Here is a 22,886-nt window from a genome sequence, read left to right as displayed (position 1 = left end):
CCCGCCCGCAGGCCGGAGCTGGTGGCACGTCTGCCGATGAGCCAGTACGAACCTCGCATCCGCGTCCTCCCGAAGGCCCCGACCGGTTCGCCGATCGGGGCCCTCGTCATCGTCCGGCCCGGCTCTCCGTCCCGGCTCTCCCACCCGGCTCCGTCCCGGCTCTCCGGCCGCGTTGTCGGCCGCGTTGTCGGCCGCGGCCGGATCGGGGCTCAGCCCGGGCCCGGGGCACCACCTCGGCGGGGGCCGTGGGTGAAGGCGGCGCGGTAGGCGGTGGGGGTCAGGCCGGTGCGCCGGAACACGTGGTGACGCAGGGAGTCGGGGGTGGCGAGGCCGCTGAGCCGGGCGACCCGGTCCATCGGCAGGTCGGTCGTCTCCAGGAGTTCCTGGGCCCGGATCACGCGCTGGTGGAGGAGCCACTGCAGCGGGCTCAGGCCGGTCTCCTCGTGGAACCTGCGGGTCAGGGTGCGGACGCTGGTCGCCGCGTGGGCGGCGAGGTCGGTACGGGTGAGCGGTTCGTGCAGGCGGTCGAGCGCCCAGGCCCGGGTCACGGCCAGCGAGGTGCCCGTCTCGGGTGGCAGCGGGGTCGCGATGAACTGCGTCTGCCCGCCGGGCCGCACCGGCGCCGCCACCACCAGCCTGGCGACCGCGTTGGCCGTCGCGGCGCCGTAGTCGGTGCGCACCAGGTGCAGGCACAGGTCGATGCCGGCGGACAGCCCGGCGGAGGTCAGCACGTTGCCGTCCTCGACGTACAGCACGTCGGGCCGCAGCCGGACCGACGGGAAGCGCGCGGAGAACTCCTCGGACTTGGCCCAGTAGGTGGTGGCGCTCCGCCCGTCGAGCAGTCCGGCCCGGGCGAGGACGAATGCTCCGGTGCAGATGGAGGCGACGCGTTTGCCCGCGGCAGACGCACGGTGCAGGGCGGCGAGGACGCGCGGGTCGACGTCCTCACGGGCCCCGGTCCCGGTCACGATGACGGTGTCGGCGTCGTCGACGGCCTCCAGCCCGTGGGGGACGGTGACCTGCAGACTGCCGCTGGTGGCGACGAAGCCGGGACGTGCGGTGCAGACCCGGACCCGGTAGCCGGGGCGGCCGTCGACGACCGTCTCGCCGAGGACCAGCTCGGGGATGGACAGGTCGAAGGTGGTGGCAGGGGGGACAGCGATGACGGCGACGCGGTGCACGGCCCGAACCTCCGGATGTTTGGCATTCGGGCCACTACTTTACGAATCGCCCGCGGTGGAGGGTGGAGCAGCCGGGGCGGTCCGCCCCTTCTCGTGGACCATCGACCAGGGAGTACCAGCGTGTCCTTGAACGTCATCGTGGGAGCCGGAGCCACCGGAGCGGCCGCGGCGCAGCTGTTGGCGGACGCCGGTGAGCGGGTCCGGCTCGTCACCCGCCGGGGCGGCGGGCCGCTGCACGAGCGGATCGAACGGGTGGCCGCGGATGCCACCGACACCGGTCGGCTGGCCGAGCTGACCCGCGGGGCGGCGGTCCTGTTCAACTGCGCCATGCCGGCCTACGACCGCTGGCCGTCCGAATTCCCGCCGCTGGCCGCCTCGTTGCTGGCGGCTGCGGAACGCACCGGGTCGGACTACGTGATGCTCGGCAACACCTACGGCTACGGGCCGGTCGACGGACCCGTCACGGAAGAGCTGCCGATGGAGCCCAGCAGCGTCAAGGGCCGCGTCAGGGCGCACATGTGGCACGACGCACTCGCCGCGTACGAGGCCGGCCGGGTGCGGGTGACCGAGGTCCGGGCGAGCGACTACCTCGGTGCGGGTGCCTACTCGCCGTTCACCCTCATGGTGGGGGCGCAGGTGCTGAGCGGCGCCCCCGTCGCCTACCCGGGGGATCTCGACGCCCCGCACAGCTGGACCTACACCGGTGACGCCGCGCGCACGCTGATCGCGGCGGCCCGGAGCGAGGAGTCGTGGGGCCGGGCCTGGCACACGCCGTCCACCTCCCGGGCCCCGGTCCGTGAGCTGGCCGCGTCCCTGGCACTGGCGGCCGGTGCGCCCGCTCCCGAGCTGACCCACATGACCGGGGCCGCGCTGGAGGAGATCGGCCGGACGGATTCCGTCATGGCCGAGTTCCCGGAGATGCTGTACCTGTACGACCGCCCCAACCTCCTCGACGCAGCCAACACGTCGGCGGTCCTGAACCTGACTCCCACGCCGGTCCACGCGGTCCTGGACGAGATGGCCGCCGAGCACCGACGCACCGCCCGCTGAGGGCCGGAGCCCACCGTTCACCGGGTGTTGCGGACATGCTCAATGCGTGCCTAGCGTGAATGATCCCTTGATCCGTTCACCTGGAGAGGCACACTTTGATGTTGCGTCACGTCAGAACCGCCGCGCGGGCGTTACTCGCGGCCGGCCTGCTGGTCAGCGGGACCCTCGCGGGCGCGTCGCCGGCGGCGGCCGCCGCGGCGCCGACGGCCCTGCCCGCGTCCGACTACACCCTCACCGCGGACTACCACCGGTACGACGCGCTGAACTCGGCGCTCGTCTCGACGCTGGGGACCTCCGCCGTGCACACGGTGATGGAGAACGCGAACCACCAGCGGCAGGCGCTGCCCTCGTCCTTCTCCGTGGCCGGCCTGTCCACCGGCTTCCGGTTCGACGACGGCGACGACTCCGACTGCCAGAGCTTCCCGCAGGGCATCACGACGAGCCGGGACGCCGTGGGGACCGCGAACAGCGGCAACTACGACGGCCACCAGCTCGTGCTGGTGAGCTGGTACACCAAGGACGGCTGCAACGGCGCCCAGCAGCGCAGCCGGATCACCCTGGCCGACTGGGACGCCACCTACCCCAACACCTACCGGAAGATCCTCCTGGTGGAGCCGACCGGCACCGCCGCGGCGCCGGACTTCAAGGACATCCCGATCCACGCCGGCGGCGTCTCCTGGTACGGCGACTACCTCTACGTCGCCGACACCGGGCGCGGCATGCGCGTCTTCGACATGCGGAAGATCCTCAACACCGACTCCGGCGGCACCGCCGACCAGATCGGCCGGCAGTCCGGCACGGTCTACTACGCCCACAACTACGCCTACGTGCTGCCCCAGGTCGGCACGATCACCTCGCACACGCCCCCCGGCAAGGACCTGGTGTGGTCGTCGGTCTCCCTCGACCGGGTGAGCAAGTCGATCGTGATGACGGAGTACACCTGCCAGGCGGACTGCACCGACTACCCCAACCGCCCGCCGAGGGCGGTGCGGTTCCCGTTCGAGGCCGGGGCGACGACGTTCGCGGCGACGACGACCGCCGGTCAGGCCCTCCAACTGCCCTGGTACAAACTCAACGGCGTGGCGTCCCACAACGGCCGGTGGTGGTTCAACTCCTCGGGGCAGAAGAAGCTCTACTACTGGACCCCGACCGCGGGGCCCGCGACCTTCGCCTGGGTCAGCGGCGGCGAGAGCCTGTCCTACTGGGAGGACACCACCGACCCCGACCTGCTGTGGTCGCTGCAGGAGCCCGCGGGCGGACGCAACGTCTTCGCGGTCACCCAGGCCACCTACGGCGGCGGCTGAGCACCGGACCCGCACCCGGGCCGGGGCGCGGGGCCGGGCAACGGGGTCTTGGCGGCCAACTTCGCTTCCAAGGAGGGCGGTTCGCCGCGTTCACGGACGAGGAGTGCGCCGCCTCCGGGCGCCTGACGGCCAGTCTGATAGGTTGCCCGATACAAGGAGTTGATCATGTTTTCTTCCCGCGAGACCCATGTGATCGTCCTGCGCGAGCTGGACGACGCCCGCACCGCCCTGCATGAGGCGCTGGCCGCCGCCACCGCCGAGGAGCGTCCCGGTCTGGAGCGCGCCCTGTCGGTCCTCGACGGCATGGGCGGCACCGAGCAGCAGCTGAAGGCGAAGTGGGCCACCGGCCTGCTGGCGCAGGCCGGGATCGACCCGCGCGCCAAGGAGGTCGTCGCGATCCGCGAACTGCGCCGCGCGGTTCCCGGCCTCAGCCTCGCGGCCGCAGTCGACCTGGTCAAGCAGGTCAACGCGGCCGCCTGACGCACCACGTGAGCGCCGGGCCCGATCGAGCACCGATCGGGCCCGGCGCCTTTTGGATCTCCGGCGGGGGGTCGACCACCTCTCCAGCGCGCCCACGGGTGTCCGATTCCTTCAAGACCCGGTGGACCTGCGCCGCCTAGCGTGGCGGGCATGACCAGCACACCGGCACCACAGTTCGCCTTCATCGGGCTCGCCGTCTCCGACATGGCCGCGTCGATCGCCTTCTACCGGCGGCTCGGCATCGAGTTCCCCGCGGGCGTCGAGCACGAGCCGCACGTCGAGGCCGAGTTGCCCGGCGGGCTGCTTCTGGTACTCGACGCCGAGTCCACCATCCGCTCGTTCCACCCGGCCTGGCAGCCACCGACCGGCGGCTGGCGCACGGCGCTGGCGTTCCGCTGCGGGAGCCCCGCCCACGTGGACGCGCTGTACGAGGAGTTGACCGCCGCCGGGTACCACGGGGAGCTCAAGCCGTGGGACGCCTTCTGGGGCCAGCGGTACGCCGTGGTGCACGACCCGGACGGCAACGGGGTGGACCTGCTCGCGCCGCTGGCATGAGCGGGCCCTGGGAACCCACCTGAGTGGGCCCTAGGGACCCAGCAGGGACGTCACCGGCACGCCCGCCAACTCCCGTACGTCACGGGAAAGGTGGGCCTGGTCCGCGTAGCCCGTCCGGGCCGCCGTGTCGGCCAGCGGGACGCCGCGGCGGGCCAGCGCGAGGGCGCGTTGCAGACGCAGGATGCGGGCGAGCGTCTTGGGACCGTAGCCGAAGGCGGCCAGCGAGCGTCGGTGCAGCTGCCGCGCGCCGAGGCCGACCGCCTCGGCCGTCGCCGCGATGGTCCGCCCGGCCGAGAGCGCAGCGACCACGGCCCTGACCTGCGGGTCCTCGGGCGGTGCCGCGGCTGCCAGGCGCACGGCCAGGGACTCCAGCGCGACGGCCGGGTCGGGTGCCGCGTCGATCCGTTCGGTGAGCCGCCGGACCTCGGCACCGGGCCACAGGTCGGCCAGGTCGACCCTGCGGTTCCGCAGCTCGTGCGCGGGGACGCCGAGCAGCGCGGGTGCTGCGCCGGGGCGGAAGCGCACGCCCGCCCACGGGCCGCGCAGCCCGGGGCCGGGGCGGAAGGCCGTGGTGTCCGGGCCGGCGACGAGCAGCCGGCCCTCCGTCCACAGCAGGTCCATGCAGCCGTCGGGCAGCACGAGCCCGGCGGCGCCGGCACCCCTACGCCCGACCAGGGCCTGCTTCGTCCAGACGACCGCGCCGGGCAGCCGGGACGTGCGCTCTGCGTACTCGGGGGCCATGGGGCGAAGGCTACGCCTCCGCGCCAGGGAGCGCCCCGGACGGCCGACGGACCCCACGCCGACGGACCCCACGCCGACGGACCGCACACCGACGGCCCCGGCCGCACGAGGCAGCCGAGGCCGTCGAGGCCATCAGAGCGGACAGGGAGCCGGAGGCTCAGCCGACCGCTTCGGCCGCCTCGGCCTCGGCCGCCGGCTCCGCAGTCACCCCGGCGGAAGCGGCCGCCCCGCCGCCCCCGCGCATCAGCACCAGGGTGAGCGCCGCGGCCGCCACCACCGCGATGCCGCCCGCCGTGAAAGTGGTGGAGGTGGCGGTGTTGAACGCCTCGCGGGCGACCGCCGCCAGCCCGCCGTCCCCCGTGGAGCCCGCGACGGCCAGCGCCCCGGTGATGTCGTGGCGCGCGGCGGCGGGGGCGGCGTCGGGCATCGCGCCGGTGTAGGTGCTGGACAGCACGGTTCCGAGGACGGCGACGCCGAGCGCGGCGCCGGACTGCTGGATGGTGTCGTTGAGTGCGGAGCCGACGCCCGCGTGCTCGCCGGGGATCGCGCTCATCAGGGCGTTGGCGGCGGCCGGCATGCCGAGGCCGGAGCCGACGCCCAGCACCAGCATCGCCAGGGCGACCTTGGTGAAGCCGTCGCCGACGGACAGGGTGGCCAGCAGGCCGAACCCGCCCGCGATGACGAGCATGCCGACGGCCGTCAGCACCCGCGCGGGGACCTTCTTGCCGAGCGCGGCGCCGATCCCGTTGAACACCAGCGAGGCGACGGCCAGCGGGATGAAGGCCAGACCGGTGTCGGTGGGCGAGAACTCCAGCACGAACTGCAGGTACTGGGTGAGCACCAGCATCAGTCCGCCGGTGGCGAAGGTCAGCAGGACGAGCGAGAGGCTGGCGCCGGTGAACACCCGGTTGCGGAACAGCTTGAGCGGGACCATCGGCGCGTCGGTGCGGACCTGTCGGACGGCGAACCCGGCCAGCGCGGCCACGGCGACGACGAGCGCGCCGAGCGTGCCCGGACTGCTGAGGCCGTCGCGGGGCAGCACGATGATCGACCAGACCAGCGCCGTCATGCCGACCATGGACAGCACCATGCCCGGCAGGTCGGGCCGGCGCCACGGCCCCTTGGACTCCGGCATCAGCAGCACCGCCGCGAGGATCGCGACGGCCGCGACCGGCACGTTGAGCAGGAAGACCGCGCCCCACCAGAAGTGCGCGATCAGCGCGCCGCCGAGCACCGGCCCGCTGACCAGGCCGACCATGGCCACCGCGGTCCAGGCCGCGATCGCCTTCGGCCGCTCGTCGTCGTCGAAGACGGTGATCAGGATGGAGAGCGTGCTCGGCATGACGAGCGCGCCGCCGACGCCCATCAGGACGCGGCCGGCGATCAGCTGGCCGGGGCTGTCGGCGACGGCCGCGACCAGGGAGGCGACGCCGAACAGTGCCAGTCCGACGATCATCACCTTCCGCCGCCCGTAGCGGTCGGAGAGGCTGCCCGAGGTGAGCAGCAGGCCGGCGAAGACCAGGATGTACGAGTCGATGATCCACTGGATGTCCTGCGCGCCGGCCCCGAGGTCCTCCGCGATGGGCGGGATGGACACCGTGAGCACCATGTTGTCGATCACCAGCACCAGGCTGCTGAGGCAGAGCACGACCAGGATGAACCAGCGCCGCGGATTCCGTTCCACCGCGTTCCCCCTTGAAACTCTCGGACGTCTCGATCGAACAGCTCGGACTTCCCGGGTACGGCCGCGCAGACATCGGCACGCGGAAGTCGGTGCGCGCGGCGGTCGTGCGGGCGGAAGCCGTGCGGGCACACCGCCCTCCGTCCCCACGGGTACGGTGTGCGCCGCTCCGAACACTGTACGGAGACCGAACATCGTACGCAACGCCGAACACTGTACGGCGCCACTTATGCTGAACCCCACGGAGCCGGGACGGGCGACGGCGAGCGATCACGAGTGACGAGGAGGGCCCGATGGCGGCCAAGCCGGAGGACGGAACGTCGGGCATCCCGACGCTGTGGACCCGACCCCAGCGACCCCGCCGGGAGCAGCCGGCCCTCAGCCGCGAGCAGATCGTGACCGCGGCCCTCGCCCTCCTGGACAGCGACGGCATCGAGGCGCTGAGCATGCGCAAGCTCGGCGCCCGCCTCAACGCCGGCGCGACCTCGCTGTACACCCACGTCGCCAACAAGGAGGAACTGCTCGCGCTCGCCGTCGACCAGGTCTTCGCCGAGCTCCCGCTGCCGGAGACCACCGCCACCCCCGGGGACGACCCGAAGGTCTGGCGCACGGCCGTCGAGGGGTGCGCCGAGGGCGTGCGCGCGGTCATCCTGCGCCACCCCTGGATGGTCTCGGTGATCGGCGACGTCGGGATGGTCTACTTCGGCCCCAGCTGGATGCGCCTGTCCGAGGCCTTTCTGACGCTGCTGGAGACGTCCGGTCTCGACCTCGCCGACGCCAACGAGGCGATGGGTGTCGTCATCGGCTACACCATCGGCGCGGCCACCGTGGAGGCCGCCTGGCTGAGCGCGCTCGCCAAGCGCGGCCGGGAGGAGCAGGAGTGGATGGAGCAGCTCCTGCCCGCCGTCGTCGAGGCCACCAAGGAGCACCCGCGACTGCACCGGCTGTACACGACACAGGTCGACCAGGAGATCGCGGCCGGCCGGGACACCGCCTTCCTCAGCGGGGTCCGGCTGATCCTGGACGGGATCGAGGCCTCCTGGGCGGCCCGGTCCGCCGACCGCACCGGTCGGGCCTGAGGGGCAGCCGGGCTCCGACCGCGCGGCACCGGGGCGCCGATCGCCGACTCCCCCCGGATCAGCGCTCGTTGAGGGCCTGCACCTCCGCGTAGCCCGGCACCGGCCCGACCGGCTCGCCCGCGGCCACGGCAGCCGCCGTGGCCACCGCCGCCGCCAGCGCGGAGCGGTAGAGCAGCGAGCCGAGACTGACCCGGGCCACCCCGAGCGCGGCCAACTCGGCCAGGCCCGGGCCGTTCGGCGTCCAGAGGATGTTGAGCGGGGCGGCGACGGCACCGACCACCCGGGCGATCGCCACCGGTTCGGCCAGCCCGGGGACGAACACGCCGTCCGCCCCTGCCCGCCGGTACGCCTCCAGGCGCCGGAGGGTCTCCGGCTCGGGGTCGTCCTGCGCACACCAGTAGGTGTCGGTACGGGCGTTCACGAACAGCTCCGGCACCGCCGCCTTCACCGCCGCGACCTTCGCCGCGTGGACGGCGACCGGCGCCAGCGTGCCGTCCGCCCGGCCGTCCTCAAGGTTGATGCCGACCGCCCCCGCCTCCGCCAACTCGACGGCCAGCACGGCGACCTCGTCCGGGTCGTCGCTGAAGCCGGACTCCGCGTCGACGCTGAGCAGGAAACCGTCGCGCCCGAGCCGCCGCGCCAGCCGTACGGTCTCCGCGCGGGTCGCCGCCGCGCCGTCGGGCAGCCCGGCGGCGGCCGCCACACCCAGGCTGGTGGTGCCGATCGCGACGTGGCCCGCGGCGGCGAGGGCGGCGGCGGAGGCGTGGTCCCAGGCGTTCGGGAGCAGCAGGGGGCGGCCGGGGCGGTGGTGCAGGGCGGCGAAGGGGGTCATGGCGTGGTCTCCGTGGTTCATGTGTCCTCCGGTTCTCCGGGGTGCTGTGCGTACGTGCTCATCCGCGCCGGGGTGCTGCGGCGGCCCGGGGTGGTGCGGCGGCCCGGCGTGGTGCAGCCGACTCGGGGTCATACCCGCCCCACCGCCTCCGCCGTCTCCACCGCCTCCGCCACCGCCACCGCCGACCGGCCGAGGTCCCCCACCGAGTCCGCGTAGTACCCGGACCCCGCGACGTGGCAGACGATCCGCCGGAAGCTCCAGCCCGTGCCCGGCGAGTCGTCCAGGGTGGCGTCCGGCAGCGCGGCCACCCGGCGGGACCAGATCCCGGCCAGCCGGGTGAGCCGGCTGCGGGCCTCGTCCAGGTCGGCGGCGGTGAACGGAGCGAGGTCGGCCGGGGTGGTGACGCCGGAGGCGTGCCAGTGGTCGGGTTCGGTCGGCTCGCCGGCCAGCCGGGCGTCCAACTCGGCCAGGTGGTCGACGAGATGGTCGGTGACACGGCGAACCGCCTTGTGCGGCGCGTAGGTTCGGCCGTCCTCGTTCACGATCGGCTGCCCGTCCCAGGCCGTCCAGGTGGCGGCCAGGGCGAGCACCCGGTCGACCGTCTCCGGCACCAGCGCGGCGAGTTCGGCCTTGCCGAGGCCCTGCCCGGCCGCCGCTTCGGGGCTCGCGGAGTCGGCGCCCACCAGCTCCGGGTCGGCAGGATCGGAGGCCCCGAACACGATGCCCTCCGCGATGGCCAGTGCGTGCGCCCGGCCCGGGCAGATCCGGGGCGGGGCGCCGAAGGTGAGCAGCACGCCCTCCGGCGCCTGCGCCTGCGCGGCCGCGACGTCCAGCACCACGTGCGTCCCGGCCGGTACGGCGGCCCCGCCGACCTCGGTCGCCCGGGCGGCGAGGCGGCGCATCACCCGCACCGGCGGGTCCTCGCGCAGCCGTGGGTCCTCGCGCAGCGCGCCGACCGGTCCGCCCCCGTTCCGGCGGACGCGCTCGACCAGCGCGGCGGTCGCGTCGCAGGCCTGGACGAGCAGCCCGATCCGGTTGGCGGCCGTCTCCTCGTCCGCGCCGCACACGGCCTCCCCGCCGTCCGCACCCACCGGATCGTGCGGGCGCTCGGGATCGCACGCACCCTCCGGACCGCACACCGTGCCCGACATCGCGGGCAGCAGCCGGCCCACCGCCGCGTCCGCCTCCGGATCGTCCGGCGCGTCGGCGAAGTACGACCGGGCGACCGTCACGATGTCCCGCGCCAAGGCCTCCGGATCGGCCAGACCGAGCGCCGCCGCCAGCACCCGGACCACCCGCAGCCGTACGTCCGGTTCGAAGCCACCCGCCGCCGCCACCCGCAGCGCGGCCGGGTCCAGCCGCTCCAGGTCGGCGAGCACCAGCGCCCGACGCCGGGCGTGCGGTTCGCCCGAGCTGAACCGGGCGACGGCGGCCCGCAGCCGGGCCACCCCGGCGGGCCCGCCCGGGGCGACGGGCGCCGCGGGCAGCGGGACCAGCGCCGGGTCGGCCAGGGCCGCCGTGACGTCGTCGTAGCGGGAGAAGGTCATGGTTGCGGAGCCGGAGATCACCGTCGGTTCGCTCATGCCGTCATCGTGACCCCGGCTCGTTTCGGCCCCCGCCGAACTGTGCCGGAGCGACCATGGAGGCATGCCCGCGCAACCGCACCCCGCCCCTCCGCCGACCAGCCGCGCGACCCGGCGCTCCGACCACGGCGGCGCGGCGCTCGCCGCCCTCGCCGCCCTGCTCGCCGACCCCACTCGCGCCGCCTTCTGCTCCGCCCTGCTCGACGGCCGCGCCTGGACGGCCGGCGAGCTGGCCCGACACGCGCGCGTCGCGCCGTCCACGACCAGCGAGCACCTGTCGCGGCTGATCGCCGGCGGGCTGCTGGCCGAGGAGCGGCAGGGCCGGCACCGCTACGTCCGGCTGGCCACGCCCGCCGTGGCGACGCTGCTGGAGGACCTGACCTCCTTCGCCGAATCCGGCGGCCGCGACACCTCGGCACCCCGCAGCCTGGGCGAGGCCACCCGGCTGAGCGCCGAGGCCCGCGCCCGGACCTGCTACGACCACCTGGCCGGCCGCCTCGGCGTGGCCGTCGCCGACGCGCTGCTCGCGCGCGGCCTGGTCGCGGACGAGGCCGGGCTGGCCGTCACCGAGCGCGGCCGGGACTGGCTGGCCGCGCAGGCGATCGAGCTGCCGGCGCGCGCGGGCCGCCGAGGCGGCCGCCCGGTGGTGCGCAGCTGCCTCGACTGGACGGAGCGCCGCAGCCACCTCGGCGGGGCGCTGGGCGCGGCCCTCTGCCGGACCGCCCTGGACCGCGCCTGGGTCGAGCGGATCGGCTCCGGCCGGGCCCTGCGGGTCACTCCGGACGGCGGCCGGGCACTGCGTGAACTGCTCGGCGTCGACGTCCCCTGAGCCGGCGCATTACTCCGGCCGCTGTGAACACCCCGCCGTTGGGCGCTTCTCGATCGCCCCCTCCTGCGGCAGCACGGCGGCGCTCTCAGCGCCCTCAGCGCCCTCAGCGCCCTCAGCACCCTCAGGCCTCACCCCATCGACTTCGCCCCGTCCAGCGACTCCCGGATGATGTCGGCGTGCCCGGCGTGCTGCGCAGTCTCGGCGACGATGTGCAGCAGCACCCGCCGGAGCGACCAGGTCGCTCCCGGCTCGAACCACGGAGCCGGCGGCAGCGGGTGGGCGAGGTCGAGGTTTGGCGCGGTGCGGACCAGCTCGTCCGTCCCGCGCGCCACCCGCTCGTACTCGGCGAGCAGTCCGGCCAGTGTCTCGCCCTCCGCCATCCGGAACTGGTCCGCCCACGCCTCGGCACCGCCGGCCCGGCCCGGGTCCTCGCCCCCGGCCCGCATCGCCTCCGCGCCGCCGGTCATGAACCGCGCCCAGCGCGCCTCGACCGCCGCCACGTGCTTGATCAGACCGCCCAGGCAGAGTTCGCTGGCCGTGGTGCGCTCGGCCGCCTGCGCGTCGGTGAGGTCGCGGACGGTGCGGCGCAGCAGCTCGCGGTGCTTGTCGAGCGTCTCGACGAAGTCCTCGCGCTCGCTCATCCCACGCACCCCGGCGAGCGCTCCCCCGGCCGGCCCGCCGCCATCAGACGTCCACCGTGTTCGGCTGCTCGCCGCTCGTCCGCCCGAGGTCGATCAGCCCGAACGCCGCACCCTGCGGGTCGCCGACCGCCGCGAACCGGCCGAACGGGCTGTCCATCGGCCCGAAGTACACCTTGCCGCCGCGCGCCGTCAGCCGCTCGATCGCGGCGTCGGTGTCGTCCACGGCGAAGTAGACGCTGACGTACGAGGGCGCCTCGGGCGGCAGGAAGTCGCCCTCTGCGCCCATCCGGCCGAGCACCGGCCGGCCGCCGACCTGGAACATCCGGTAGTCGAACTCCTCGGAGTCCATCTTCTTCACGCCGTACGGGAAGACCGCCGGGAAGAAGGCGTCCGCCTTCGCGGGCTCGCGGGTCACCAGTTCGGCCCAGCTGTACGCCCCGGGCTCGCCCTGCTTCTGGAAGCCCTCGTGGCGCCCGGCCTGCCACACGCCGAACACGACGCCGCCCGGGTCCTTGGCGATCACCATGGTGCCGAAGTCGCCGATCTGCATCGGGCCCATGACGACCTCACCGCCGTTGGCGCGGATCCGCGCGGCGGTGGCTCCGGCGTCCGGCGAGGCGAGGTACAGGCACCAGGCGGACTGGGCCTCCTGGCCGGGCATCGGCGGGACGACCGCGGCGACCGCCTTGCCGTCCGAGTACGCCTGCGTGTAGTTGCCGAACTCCGACGAGCTCTCGCCGAAGGTCCAGCCCAGCACGTCGCCGTAGAAGGCCTTCGCGCCCTCCAGGTCGGTGAACATCGCGTCGGCCCAACAGGGTGTGCCCTCAGGTAGCGCAGCCATATCTCTGCCTTCGTGTGCGGCGAAGAGCGCACGCCGGAAGACGCACGCCGGCCCCCGACTCGCCAGCCTAGCCACGACGCGGCGCACCCGCGCGGGATGGCCCCGCGCGGGTGCAGCCGGATGCCCGCCTGCCGCTACGACCTGCTCAGTGCCCCGGCGCCGCCCAGGTCGGCGACAGCCGCAGCGACGCCGTGCCCAGGCCGGTCGGTCCGAGCGGCACCACGCCCGCCGCCCCGGCCGAGCCCGCCGCGGCGGCCGTCTCCGCAGCCCCCGCCGCCGCCCGCCGGGCCTCCGTCGCCGCCACCAGGTCCCGGTCGGCGCCGAAGTGCCGCCGCAGGTCCTCCTCGCCGTAACGACGGCACTCCCGGTGCCAGTTCAGGACGCCCGCGAGCCAGTCCTCCAGCTCCTTCACGTACCCGTCGAGCAGCTTCCGCGCCTCGCCGTCCAGCCCGAAGTCCTCGTACATGACCGGGAGTTCCTTCTGCGCGACGTGCTCGAACTGCCCCAGCCGCGAGTGCATCAGGTCGTCGACGATCCGGACCGCCGACGGGTAGTCGCAGTCGAAGAAGTTCTGCACCACCAGGACGAGGTTGTGCAGGTCGCCCTCGTACTCGATCTCCTTCCGGTACGAGAAGAGGTCGTTCACCATGGCCCCGACGTCCATGGCCGAGTTCTCCAGCGCGCGCATCGAGCCGTGCCGGTGGACGTCGGACGGGATCGCCTGCCCGTGGCCGAGGCGGCTGAGGCTGGTGGTGAGGTCGGAGCCGAAGGTGGCGCGCCGCATCTCCAGGTAGTCCACCGGGTCCGGGATCCGGTTCTGGATGCGGTTGCCGAGCTCCCAGACCCAACTCTCCGTCATGGACTCGACGGCCGCACGGAACCGGGTCCTCGCCTCGACGGTCATCGGCCCGGCGGTGCGCTCCCAGAGGTCGGCGAGACCGCGCTCCAGGGCGTTGGCGGGCTCGGGCGCGGGGGTGCCGTCCACCGGCATGAGGAGTGCCAGCCGCTCGTTGGCGCGCTTGGCGCCGGCCAGGTCGCGGGTGGGGCCGAAGACCGCCGGGTAGTAGTCGTCCGCCCAGGTGCCCCAGGCCAACCAGGCGGAGCTGAGGTCGAGTTGTTCGACCCCGGCGTCGGGGTGGATGCCGGCCGCGCAGAGCGCGAGGTCGTGGTCGCGCATCGACGCGGCGTCCCAGATGCCGGATCCGGGGATCGCCGGGTCCGCCGCCAGCAGGCCGATCCGCTCGGCCCACTCGACCACGCGCTCCCGGGCACCGTCCAGGTGCGGGCTCAGCGAGAGGGCGTACGGCAGCCTGAACTCCGGCAGCACGGAGGGACCGACGGCCTGGAACGGCACGTACCCGAGCGAACGTGCCCGCCGCTCGGCCGGGCGGGCCCCGCCCTTCACCGCACCCTTCACCGCCCCGTCCGCCGCAGCGGCGGTCGCAGCGGCGGTCGCCGCGCCGCCGTCCGCTCCCGCCGTCGCACCGCTCCGCAGGATGTCCAGCGCCGAGGTGCCGATCCCGCCGATCGCGTACTGGTCCCACCAGTTCCCCGAACCGGGCAGCCCCGGCAGCGCTCCGCCCGACCCGGGCGCCACCTCGCCGGCCGAACCTGCCGACGCCCCACCGCCGTTCATGTACCGGCTGGAGCGCATGTGCCACTCGTGCCCGCCGGCCTGCCAGTCCTGCAGGCCCTTGACGTACGCCATGACCTTCGCGACGCCCTCCGGGTCGAGCCCGGTCTCCGCGAACAGCACCGGAAGCTCGGTGAACACGGTGTTCTCGAACTGCTGGAGCCGCGAGGTGAGCAGGTCGTTGACCGCCTCGGCGGCCTCCTGGGTGGTGCACTCCAGGAACCGCTCCAGCACCAGGATGCCGTTGCTCAGCTCGCCCTCGTCCTCCACCTCCCGCTGGTACGAGAAGATGTCGTTGCGCAGGTGCACGCCGTCGGAGAAGGCGTCCATCAGCACCCGCAGCGCACGCGAGCCCGACACCTCCTTCGGCACCTCGGCACCGGCGGCGTACTCGACCAGCTGCGCGGACCACGGCGCACCGCCGACCTTGCGGCGCATCTCGATGTACTCGACGGGGTTGGCCACCCGGCCCGCGTCGATGTTGGCGAGCTCCCAGAGCGACTCGTCGAGCAGGTTGCGGGTGCTCCGGGCGAACCGGATCCGCCAGTCCTCGCCCATCGCCGGCACGGTGCGCCGCCAGAGGTCCGCCAGGCCCGCCTCGACCGGGTTCTGCGGCTCCGGCATCTCGGCGGCCGGGTCGGCCGGCATGAACAGCGGCAGCCGGTCCAGGTGCGCCTTGCCCGCCTCGCGGTCGTTGGTGCGCTTGAACATGTCGAGGAAGTGGTCGTCGAAGAAGAAGACCCAGACGTACCAGTCGGTGACCAGCGACAGCGCCTCGGCGGAGGCGTCGGGGTGGGTGTAGGCGCAGAGCAACCCGTAGTCGTGGGCCTCCAGATCGGCCTGTTCCCAGATGCCGGAACCCTCCAACATGCCCATCTCCCGGGCCCAGCCGGTGGAATGGGCCCGTGCGTCGTCCAGGTGGGGGTTGAGGCGTGCCGGGTGCGGCACGTAGAAGGACGGCAGTTCGAACGGCTGGGTCACGGCGGGCGAGCCTTTCTGGACGCGTCGATTGGACCAAGAATGACCCGCGACCGGGACGCCGCACCGGCACAACAGGAACAGTCATATGAGATGACCAAGTCACTCGAACCCCAGCGCGACCCGCCACCCGAGCAACGGCCCGGCCCTGGATCGTACGTACGGCCCCGCCCCACGACTCCACCCGATCCCACCGGAACCACCCGCCCGGCCGAGCGCACCCCCACCCACCCGCGCCCCCTGCTCCCCACCCGCACCACCCGCCCCAACTCCACGGGGACGGACCGCGATCGGCCCGCCCCCGTGACGCCGCCCCCTCGTTCAGGCCGCCAGTCCCAGGGCCAGCGACGCGGCCGCCGGGGCGAGGTAGACGAGCGGGAAGGGGATGTGGGCGTAGGCGCGGGCGCGGGCGACGGTGAGGACGGCGCCGAGGAAGTAGAGGATCACGCCCACGGCGGCCGCGTAGCCGATGACCGGGACGGCGAGGCCGACCAGGAGGCCGAGGGCACCGGCCGCCTTGGCCACGCCGAGCCAGGTCCACCAGGCGCGCGGGACGCCGTAGTCGGCGAGCGGCTTGACGACGTACTCGGCGCCGGCGAAGACCGAGTAGGCCGAGAAGCCGACCATGAGGGCGCCGAGGACGGTGACGACGGTGTAGGCGACGGACATTGAAGTGCTCCCCACTCGATGGCTGTTCGGTTCGACACCCCTCTGACCCGACGCCCCCGACGGATGTGACAGACGCGGGCAAAAAATATTCCGCGCCACGCCCCGAAGACCCCCAACAACCGCTCCGCCAACGAACAAAGCAGGCATGCCAAGGCCTGGAACACCAAGACTTCCCACGATACGGGCGTGTTGACCGCCTCCGCCCCCCGCACGTCCACCAGACTGGGCGCCGACCCGACGTCAACTCCGAGGAGGGCAAGCCCATGAACGTCACCGTTCGGCTCGCACAGCAGCCCGAGGCCGACGAACTGCTCGGACGGAGTGCGCTCGCCGCGCTCGTCGGCATGCTGCTGGACCAGCAGGTGCCGATGGAGTGGGCGTTCACCGGCCCGCTGACCATCGCCCAGCGCCTCGGCCGGGACGACCTGGACGCCCACGAGATCGCCACCTACAACCCGGAGGAGTTCGTCGCGCTCCTCTCCGCGAAACCCGCCGTCCACCGCTATCCCGCCGCGATGGCCAAACGCGTCCAACAGCTCTGCCAGTTCCTCGTCGCGCAGTACGACGGCGACGCCGCCGCACTGTGGAAGAACGTCCGCACCGGGAAGGAGCTGCTCAGCCGCCTCAACGCGCTGCCCGGCTTCGGCAAGCAGAAGTCCCAGATCTTCCTCGCCCTGCTCGGCAAGCAGTACGGCGTACGGCCCGAGGGCTGGCGCGAGGCGGCCGGCGCGTACGGCGAGGAGGGCGCGCACCGTTCGGTCGCCGACATCACCGGCCCCGATTCCCTCGTCCTGGTGCGGGAGTTCAAGCAGGAGGTGAAGCGCGCCGCGAAGGAGGCCAAGGCGGCGGCCAAGCCGCGCACCACCACCCGTTCGACGGCCGCGCCCACGCCGACCGGCGCGCGCTGAAACCGGCGGCCCCGACACGACCGCAGCCGCCACACCGGCCCGCCGGACCCACGCCGGGCCGCCGGACCTCCGGACCGCGCCCGATCACCGTCCCCCGCAGGGCAGCCCGCCGGGACCGGCTCCCGGCCCGCCCCTCCGACGTCCGCCCCCGGGACGGCAGCAGCTACCGGTCGGTCGCCGACCGCCGGTAGGCGTACCGGCCGCGGATCCGTCGGACGAAGTACCGCCCGTGGCTCTCCGCGGCCAACAGCTCCCGGTGCACCCGGGCCGGTACGCCCGCGTACTCGTACACCGGACCGCCGGTGAACTCCAGCTCCAGCAGCCGCGCCGCCGGGTCGTACCCGACCGAGCGCAGCACCGAGGAGTCCACCGCCGTACGGTCCATGGCCCTCCCAGTGTGCGACGAGGGCCCCGGTCGCGCAGTGCGACCGAGGCCCTCGCTCCGGGTGCGTTCCGTCCGTCGGGTCGGCGGCGGATCAGTCGGCCGGTCCTCAGACCAGGACGGACTCCCGCTCCTCCACCGCGCCCGCGGCGCCGGCGTCGAGCGCCTTGCGCCGCCGCGGCAGCGCGAACATGAGCAGGAACACCGCCGCCAGCACGCCCGCGACCCACCACAGCGCGTGCACGAAGGCCCCGCCGAACGCCGTCCCGACCGCCTCCGGCGCGACCACGTCGTCCATCGCCCCGAAGAACGCCACCGAGACCAGGCCGAGCCCGAGCGCGTTGCCCACCTGCTGCACGGTGTTGATCAGCCCGGAGGCCGAGCCGGCGTGCTCGCGCGGCACCTCCGCCAGCACCGCGTCGGTGATCGGCGCGACGATCAGCCCCATGCCGAGGCCCATCACCACCAGCGGCAGTGCCATCTGCCAGGGCGAGATCGCCGTGCCGTACCGGTCCGCCTCCCAGATGTAGGTGAGCACGCCCGCCGCCATCACCAGCGCGCCCGCCTGCAGCACCTTCCGCCCGAACCGCGGCACCAGCTTCTGCACCGACAGCCCGGCCGCGGTGGAGACCGCGAGCGAGAACGGGATGCCGGTCGCACCGGCCTTGAGCGGGCTCCAGCCCAGGCCGACCTGCATGTAGAGCGTCCAGACCAGGAAGAAGATGCCGAGTGCCACGCCGAAGGCCAGCTGCACGCAGATCCCGGCGGCGAAGGACTTCACCCGGAACAGCGCCAGCTCGACCAGCGGCGAGCCGTCCCGCCGCGTCTTGACCTTCTCGTACGCCACGAACAGCGCGAACACCGGCAGGCTGCCGGCCATCGACAGGTACCCCCAGAGCGGCCAGCCGGCCTCCCGCCCGTGCGTCAGCGGGTAGATCAGCATCAGCAGGCCGAGGCTGGCCAGCAGCACGCCCACCAGGTCGAGCTTCAGCGCCTGGTCGGCCTTCGACTCGTCGATGAAGCGGCGGCCGAGCAGCAGGCCGGCGATGCCGACCGGCAGGTTGATCAGGAAGATCGGCCGCCAGGCCAGGCCGAACAGGTCCCACTCGGTCAGCAGCGCACCGATCATCGGACCGGAGACGGCGCCCAGTCCGACCACCGCGCCGAACATGCCGAACACCTTGCCGCGCTCCTCCGCCGGGAAGGTCGCGTGGATGATCGACAGCACCTGCGGCACCATCAGGGCCGCCGTCCCGCCCTGCAGCAGCCGGGTCGCGACCAGCATCTCCGGCCCGGAGGCCAGCCCGCACAGCGCGGACGCCACGGTGAAGCCGCCGATCCCGATCAGGAACAGCCGCTTGCGGCCGTGGATGTCGCCCAGCCGCCCGCCGGTGATCAGCCCGATCGCGAAGGCCAGCGCGTACCCGCCGGTGACCCACTGCACGGCGCTGAAGGAGGCGCCGGTGTCCGCCTGGATGCTGGGGATGGCGATGTTGACGATGGTGACGTCCACCAGGTCCATGAAGGAGGCCACCATCACGATCGCCAGGGCGATCCACCTCCGCCGATCGGCTCCCGCCGCGCTCATTCCGTACTCCTCGACTCGACTTCTCGCTCTGACCGCTTCTTCTCGACGTCCACGACGGTAGCGGCCATGTAGGTCAGGAGCTGTCCCAGTTCATCCGGCATGCTGGACGGCATGACCGACACCCCGGCCCGGCTGCTGAACCTGCTGTCGCTGCTGCAGACCCCGCGCGAGTGGCCCGGCAGCGAACTCGCCGAGCGGCTCGGCGTCAGCCCCCGGACGATCCGGCGCGACATCGACCGGCTGCGCGACCTCGGCTACCCGGTGCAGGCCACCATGGGCGCGGTCGGCGGCTACCGGCTGGTCGCGGGCACGGCGATGCCGCCGCTGCTGCTGGACGACGAGGAGGCGGTGGCCATCGCGGTCGGGCTGCGGGCGGGCGCCGGGCACGCCGTGGTCGGCATCGAGGAGGCCTCGGTCCGGGCCCTCGGCAAACTGCTCCAGGTGCTGCCGGGCCGGCTGCGGCACCGGGTCGGCACGCTCAACAACGCCACCGTCCCGCTGCTCACCGGGGACGGCCCGACCGTCGACCCGGACGACCTCACCCTGATCGCCGGCGCCGTCACCAACCACGAACGCCTGCGCTTCGCCTACCGCGCCTACGACGGCACCGGCACCAGGCGGCTGGTCGAGCCCGAGCGGCTGGTCTCGGTCGGCCGCCGCTGGTACCTGGTCGGCTACGACCTGGACCGCGAGGACTGGCGGCTGTTCCGGGTCGACCGGCTGAGCGAGCCCTTCGCCACCGGCGCGCGCTTCACCCCGCGCCCGCTCCCCGCCGAGGACGCCGCCGCGTACGTGGCGGGCAAGCTGCGCCCCGCGTCACCGAGCGGCACCGTGGTCGCCACCGTGCACGCGCCGGCCGCGCTGGTCCGGCAGCGCTTCAGGCCGGGCGACTCCGAGATCGAGCCGGTCGACGAGCACAGCTGCCGGCTGCGGTCCCGCTCCGACTCCCTGGAGTGGACGGCGGTGCGGCTGCTGTCGCTGGACCGCGCCTTCGAGGTGCACGAGCCGCCGGAGCTGCGCGAGCACCTGCGCAGGCTGGCGGCCCGCGCCGCCCACGCGGCCGGGGAGGAGACCCAGGAGGGGAGGTAGGGGGAGGGGGGCTCAGACCCCGACCCGGTACCAGCCGTTGCCGCTGCGGAACCGGCGGCCAGCAGCCCGGGGATCGCCATCGGGTGGTCGCCGTAGATGCCCTCGTCCCCGTACGCCATCCAGATCCGGCCGTCCCGGTCGGTGACCAGCACCGCGGGCCAGGCGCCGGGCGGTGCCGCGTAGGGCTCCGGCACCACGAGGACGGCCAGTTCGCCGTCCGGTCCGACCGTCCAGGTCAGGGCCCTGCGCCCGGCCCGCCGCTCCTCCTCGGGCAGCCGCCAGACCTCGACCGGACGATCGGGTGTCGACACCGGGCCTCAGACCCCGTACTCGCCGGTCAGCAGCGCCCGGCCGAGGGTGTGGAAGGTGAGGTGGAAGCCGATCTGGGCGGCCGGGGTGTCGGCGGAGACGTCCAGCTTCTCCACGTCCAGGGCGTGCACGGCGAAGACGTAGCGGTGCGGGGCGCCGGGCGGCGGGGCCGCACCGTCGTACTTGTTGCCCGGGAAGTCGTTGCGGCCGTGGAAGGAGGCCGCGCCCGGCAGGCTGTCGTCCGAGGCTCCGGCGCCGCGCGGCAGCCCGGCGGTGTCGGCGGGCAGGTTGAGGGCGAGCCAGTGCCACCAACCGGAGCCGGTCGGCGCGTCCGGGTCGTAGCAGGTCACGGCGATGCTCCGGGTGCCCTCCGGCAGGCCCGACCAGGCCAGCTGCGGCGAGAGGTTGCCGCCGGCGTGGATGAACTCCCGGGCCAGCGTGCCGCCTTCGGTGACGTCCTGACTGCTCAGCTCGAAGGACGGCACCTGCGGCAGGAACTCGTAGGGCAGCGGTGGACGCTTGCTCATGGGTGGTCACCTCTCGCAGTCGGAATGACACCGGTCACTGTAATGGGGTGCACGTCCGATCCGTCCGCCCGTACAGTCGGGTCATGGCCACCCGGATGACCCGTCTGCTCTCCGACTCCCGCACCGCGCTGTTCACGATGCTCGGCATCCAGGCCGTCATCTGGTCGGTGCAGGTGCTGAACTGGCTGGACGACTACGGGCTGTCGCGGGAGTTCGGCCTGCGCTCGGAGCAGCTCGGCGACCTGCCCGAGATGTTCACCTCGCCCTTCCTGCACTTCAGTTGGGAGCACATCGAGGCGAACTCCTGGCCGCTGTTCGTGCTCGGCTTCCTGGCCGCCGTCCGCGGCATGCAGAAGTTCCTGCTGGCCAGCCTGGTGATCATGGTGTCCGGCGGGCTGACGGTCTGGCTGCTGGAGAGCTCGAACACCGTGACGGCCGGCGCGAGCGGCATGGTCTACGGCTACCTCGGCTACGTGGTGCTGCGCGGGCTCCTCGACCGCAAGGTCCTGGACGCGGTCGTCGGAGTCGTGGTCGCGGTGCTCTACTCCTCCCTGCTGATCGGCGTGCTGCCGGTCGCACAGGGCGTCAGCTGGCTGGGCCACCTGGGCGGGCTGATCGGCGGGCTGGCCGCCGCCGTCCTGCTCCGCAACCGGACCCCCGGGCCCGTCGCCCCGGCTCCGACCCCGGCTTCAGCCCCGAACAGCCCCGGCACCGCCCTGCTCAAGCAGCTGGACGACCTGGGCATCTGAGGCACCCGGCCGGCCCTGCCAGGTATAGACCAATCCCACCCCTGCGGCTAGCGTGAACGGCGCACCTGCCCCCAGCCCCGGAGCCGCACCGTGGAGTCGTCCGTCCTCGCCTTCGCCACCGACCTGCTCGACGAGGGCCCCGACACCTTCTTCGGCAACCTCACCGACCGCGCCGGGGTCGGCGGCGTCACCCTCGCCTCGGTCTACCACGCGGCCCGTGACGTCTTCCCGCACAACCCCCGCCGGGTGATCCGCTACCTGGAGCCGGGCGCGGCGTACTTCCGCCCCGACCCGGCCGCCTGGCGGGGCCGCCGACTGGCACCCACCCCGTCCACCGCCATCGGCGAGCGCGACCCCTTCGCCGAGGCCGCCGCGCAGGCCCACCGCCGCGGCCTGAAGCTGCACGCCTGGACGGTCTTCTGCCACAACGACCGGCTCGGCTTCGCCCACCCCGACTGCGCCCCGGCCAACGCCTTCGGCGACCGCCTGCTCACCGAGCTCTGCCCGGCGAACCCGGAGGTCCGCGAGTACGCGCTGACCCTGGTCGCCGAGCAGGCCCGGTACGGCGTGGACGCGATCCGGGCCGAGTCGCTGCACTTCCACGGGCTGCGCCACGGCTACCACCACGAGCGCTACTTCGAGGAGCTGGGCCCCGTCGCCGAGGCCCTGCTCGGGGTCTGCTTCTGCCCGCACTGCCGCGCCGCCGCCACGGCCGCCGGCGTCCCGGCCGAGGAGGCGGCCGAGGCGGTCCGCACCGAGCTGCGCCGCCGGCTGGCCGACGACTCCGCCGCCGCCGAGCCCGCCGACCTGAGCGCCCTCGCCGACGGCGCCTTCGCCGCGTACGTGGACGCCTCCGCCGCCACCGTCACCTCGCTCGCCGCCGACCTGTCCGAGCAGGCCCGCCGCCACGGCATGCGGCTGAGCTTCATGGACGGCGGCGGCCCCGGCAAGGGCTGGCTCGCCGGGATCGACCTGCCCGCCCTCGCCCGGGCCGCCGACCGGATCGAGACGCTCGGCTACGCCACGACTCCGGAGGCCGTCCGGGAGAAGGTCGCCGCGTTCGCCCTGCACGGCGTCCGCCCGCAGGAACTGGCGGTGATCCTGCGCCCGATGTCCTCCGACTGCGACGGCGCGGAGAACCTCGCCGCCAAGGTCTCCCTGCTGCGCGGACTCGGCGTCCCCGAGATCGGGTTCTACCACTACGGCCTGATGCGCCTGTCCTCCCTCGACCGGATCGGCGCCGCCCTCCGCGGCTGA

The 22,886-nt window shown here is 73.8% G+C and carries 22 protein-coding genes; 10 read left to right on the top strand and 12 right to left on the bottom strand.

What is annotated here, in order from left to right:
* Positions 1–209: 209 nt before the first annotated feature.
* Positions 210–1,181: a GlxA family transcriptional regulator gene (locus ABT048_RS04140; protein WP_350519750.1), complete on the bottom strand. Its 972-nt coding sequence runs from the start codon at positions 1,179–1,181 to the stop codon at positions 210–212.
* A 120-nt stretch (positions 1,182–1,301) separates the two neighbouring features.
* On the opposite strand from ABT048_RS04140, the gene ABT048_RS04135 reads away from it, so the two are divergent.
* From ABT048_RS04135 to ABT048_RS04120, 4 genes are all read left to right on the top strand, one after another.
* Positions 1,302–2,231, top strand: a complete 930-nt coding sequence (locus ABT048_RS04135; protein ID WP_350519749.1) for an NAD-dependent epimerase/dehydratase family protein — start codon at positions 1,302–1,304, stop codon at positions 2,229–2,231.
* Between the two features lie 101 nt (positions 2,232–2,332).
* On the top strand, positions 2,333–3,535 hold the full coding sequence (locus ABT048_RS04130) for a hypothetical protein (protein WP_350519748.1): 1,203 nt from the start codon (positions 2,333–2,335) through the stop codon (positions 3,533–3,535).
* Positions 3,536–3,700: 165 nt separating this feature from the next.
* Positions 3,701–4,015 (top strand): hypothetical protein, encoded by a 315-nt coding sequence (locus ABT048_RS04125; RefSeq protein ID WP_350519747.1) that lies wholly within the window; start codon positions 3,701–3,703, stop codon positions 4,013–4,015.
* A gap of 150 nt (positions 4,016–4,165) precedes the next feature.
* Complete coding sequence (locus ABT048_RS04120; RefSeq protein ID WP_350519746.1) at positions 4,166–4,570, top strand: VOC family protein; 405 nt, start codon at positions 4,166–4,168, stop codon at positions 4,568–4,570.
* 30 nt (positions 4,571–4,600) lie between these two features.
* On the opposite strand, the gene ABT048_RS04115 is transcribed toward ABT048_RS04120, so the two are convergent.
* Positions 4,601–5,311, bottom strand: coding sequence for a helix-turn-helix domain-containing protein (locus ABT048_RS04115; protein ID WP_350519745.1), 711 nt, complete (start codon positions 5,309–5,311; stop codon positions 4,601–4,603).
* A 157-nt stretch (positions 5,312–5,468) separates the two neighbouring features.
* Positions 5,469–6,995, bottom strand: a complete 1,527-nt coding sequence (locus tag ABT048_RS04110) for an MFS transporter (RefSeq protein ID WP_350519744.1) — start codon at positions 6,993–6,995, stop codon at positions 5,469–5,471.
* Positions 6,996–7,285: 290 nt separating this feature from the next.
* On the opposite strand from ABT048_RS04110, the gene ABT048_RS04105 reads away from it, so the two are divergent.
* On the top strand, positions 7,286–8,071 hold the full coding sequence (locus ABT048_RS04105; RefSeq protein WP_350519743.1) for a TetR/AcrR family transcriptional regulator: 786 nt from the start codon (positions 7,286–7,288) through the stop codon (positions 8,069–8,071).
* Between the two features lie 58 nt (positions 8,072–8,129).
* On the opposite strand, the gene ABT048_RS04100 is transcribed toward ABT048_RS04105, so the two are convergent.
* Entirely contained in the window at positions 8,130–8,924 is a 795-nt protein-coding gene (locus ABT048_RS04100; protein ID WP_350519742.1) for an isocitrate lyase/PEP mutase family protein, read from the bottom strand.
* Between the two features lie 107 nt (positions 8,925–9,031).
* Positions 9,032–10,486, bottom strand: a complete 1,455-nt coding sequence (locus ABT048_RS04095) for a hypothetical protein (protein ID WP_350519741.1) — start codon at positions 10,484–10,486, stop codon at positions 9,032–9,034.
* Between the two features lie 64 nt (positions 10,487–10,550).
* Between ABT048_RS04095 and ABT048_RS04090 the strand changes: the two genes are divergently transcribed.
* The gene (locus ABT048_RS04090) at positions 10,551–11,315 is read left to right on the top strand and encodes an ArsR/SmtB family transcription factor (RefSeq protein WP_350519740.1); all 765 of its coding nucleotides are present in this window, start codon (positions 10,551–10,553) and stop codon (positions 11,313–11,315) included.
* Between the two features lie 128 nt (positions 11,316–11,443).
* On the opposite strand, the gene ABT048_RS04085 is transcribed toward ABT048_RS04090, so the two are convergent.
* The 4 genes from ABT048_RS04085 to ABT048_RS04070 form a co-directional block, all read right to left on the bottom strand.
* On the bottom strand, positions 11,444–11,956 hold the full coding sequence (locus tag ABT048_RS04085) for a DinB family protein (RefSeq protein ID WP_350519739.1): 513 nt from the start codon (positions 11,954–11,956) through the stop codon (positions 11,444–11,446).
* Between the two features lie 43 nt (positions 11,957–11,999).
* Positions 12,000–12,797, bottom strand: coding sequence for a VOC family protein (locus ABT048_RS04080; protein WP_350519738.1), 798 nt, complete (start codon positions 12,795–12,797; stop codon positions 12,000–12,002).
* A gap of 145 nt (positions 12,798–12,942) precedes the next feature.
* On the bottom strand, positions 12,943–15,411 hold the full coding sequence (locus ABT048_RS04075) for a terpene synthase family protein (protein ID WP_350519737.1): 2,469 nt from the start codon (positions 15,409–15,411) through the stop codon (positions 12,943–12,945).
* 318 nt (positions 15,412–15,729) lie between these two features.
* Entirely contained in the window at positions 15,730–16,077 is a 348-nt protein-coding gene (locus tag ABT048_RS04070) for a DoxX family protein (protein ID WP_350519736.1), read from the bottom strand.
* Between the two features lie 263 nt (positions 16,078–16,340).
* On the opposite strand from ABT048_RS04070, the gene ABT048_RS04065 reads away from it, so the two are divergent.
* Positions 16,341–16,985: an HhH-GPD-type base excision DNA repair protein gene (locus tag ABT048_RS04065; protein WP_350519735.1), complete on the top strand. Its 645-nt coding sequence runs from the start codon at positions 16,341–16,343 to the stop codon at positions 16,983–16,985.
* A gap of 163 nt (positions 16,986–17,148) precedes the next feature.
* On the opposite strand, the gene ABT048_RS04060 is transcribed toward ABT048_RS04065, so the two are convergent.
* Both ABT048_RS04060 and ABT048_RS04055 read right to left on the bottom strand, forming a co-directional pair.
* Positions 17,149–17,370: a KTSC domain-containing protein gene (locus tag ABT048_RS04060; protein ID WP_350519734.1), complete on the bottom strand. Its 222-nt coding sequence runs from the start codon at positions 17,368–17,370 to the stop codon at positions 17,149–17,151.
* A gap of 106 nt (positions 17,371–17,476) precedes the next feature.
* Entirely contained in the window at positions 17,477–18,955 is a 1,479-nt protein-coding gene (locus tag ABT048_RS04055) for an MFS transporter (RefSeq protein ID WP_350519733.1), read from the bottom strand.
* A 111-nt stretch (positions 18,956–19,066) separates the two neighbouring features.
* On the opposite strand from ABT048_RS04055, the gene ABT048_RS04050 reads away from it, so the two are divergent.
* Positions 19,067–20,044 (top strand): helix-turn-helix transcriptional regulator, encoded by a 978-nt coding sequence (locus tag ABT048_RS04050; RefSeq protein ID WP_350519732.1) that lies wholly within the window; start codon positions 19,067–19,069, stop codon positions 20,042–20,044.
* A 317-nt stretch (positions 20,045–20,361) separates the two neighbouring features.
* Here ABT048_RS04050 and ABT048_RS04045 read toward each other — a convergent pair whose 3' ends face one another.
* Positions 20,362–20,880, bottom strand: coding sequence for a YbhB/YbcL family Raf kinase inhibitor-like protein (locus ABT048_RS04045; protein ID WP_350519731.1), 519 nt, complete (start codon positions 20,878–20,880; stop codon positions 20,362–20,364).
* Between the two features lie 83 nt (positions 20,881–20,963).
* Here ABT048_RS04045 and ABT048_RS04040 point away from each other — a divergent pair, with 83 nt between their 5' ends.
* Both ABT048_RS04040 and ABT048_RS04035 read left to right on the top strand, forming a co-directional pair.
* The gene (locus ABT048_RS04040) at positions 20,964–21,629 is read left to right on the top strand and encodes a rhomboid family intramembrane serine protease (protein WP_350519730.1); all 666 of its coding nucleotides are present in this window, start codon (positions 20,964–20,966) and stop codon (positions 21,627–21,629) included.
* A gap of 90 nt (positions 21,630–21,719) precedes the next feature.
* On the top strand, positions 21,720–22,886 hold the full coding sequence (locus ABT048_RS04035) for a type II secretion system protein M (RefSeq protein ID WP_350519729.1): 1,167 nt from the start codon (positions 21,720–21,722) through the stop codon (positions 22,884–22,886).

Origin of the sequence: Kitasatospora sp. NPDC096140 (genome assembly GCF_040303045.1) — a bacterium.
In the GTDB taxonomy this organism is placed as follows: Bacteria; Actinomycetota; Actinomycetes; order Streptomycetales; family Streptomycetaceae; genus Kitasatospora.
This window is presented reverse-complemented; position numbering and strand designations above follow the sequence as displayed.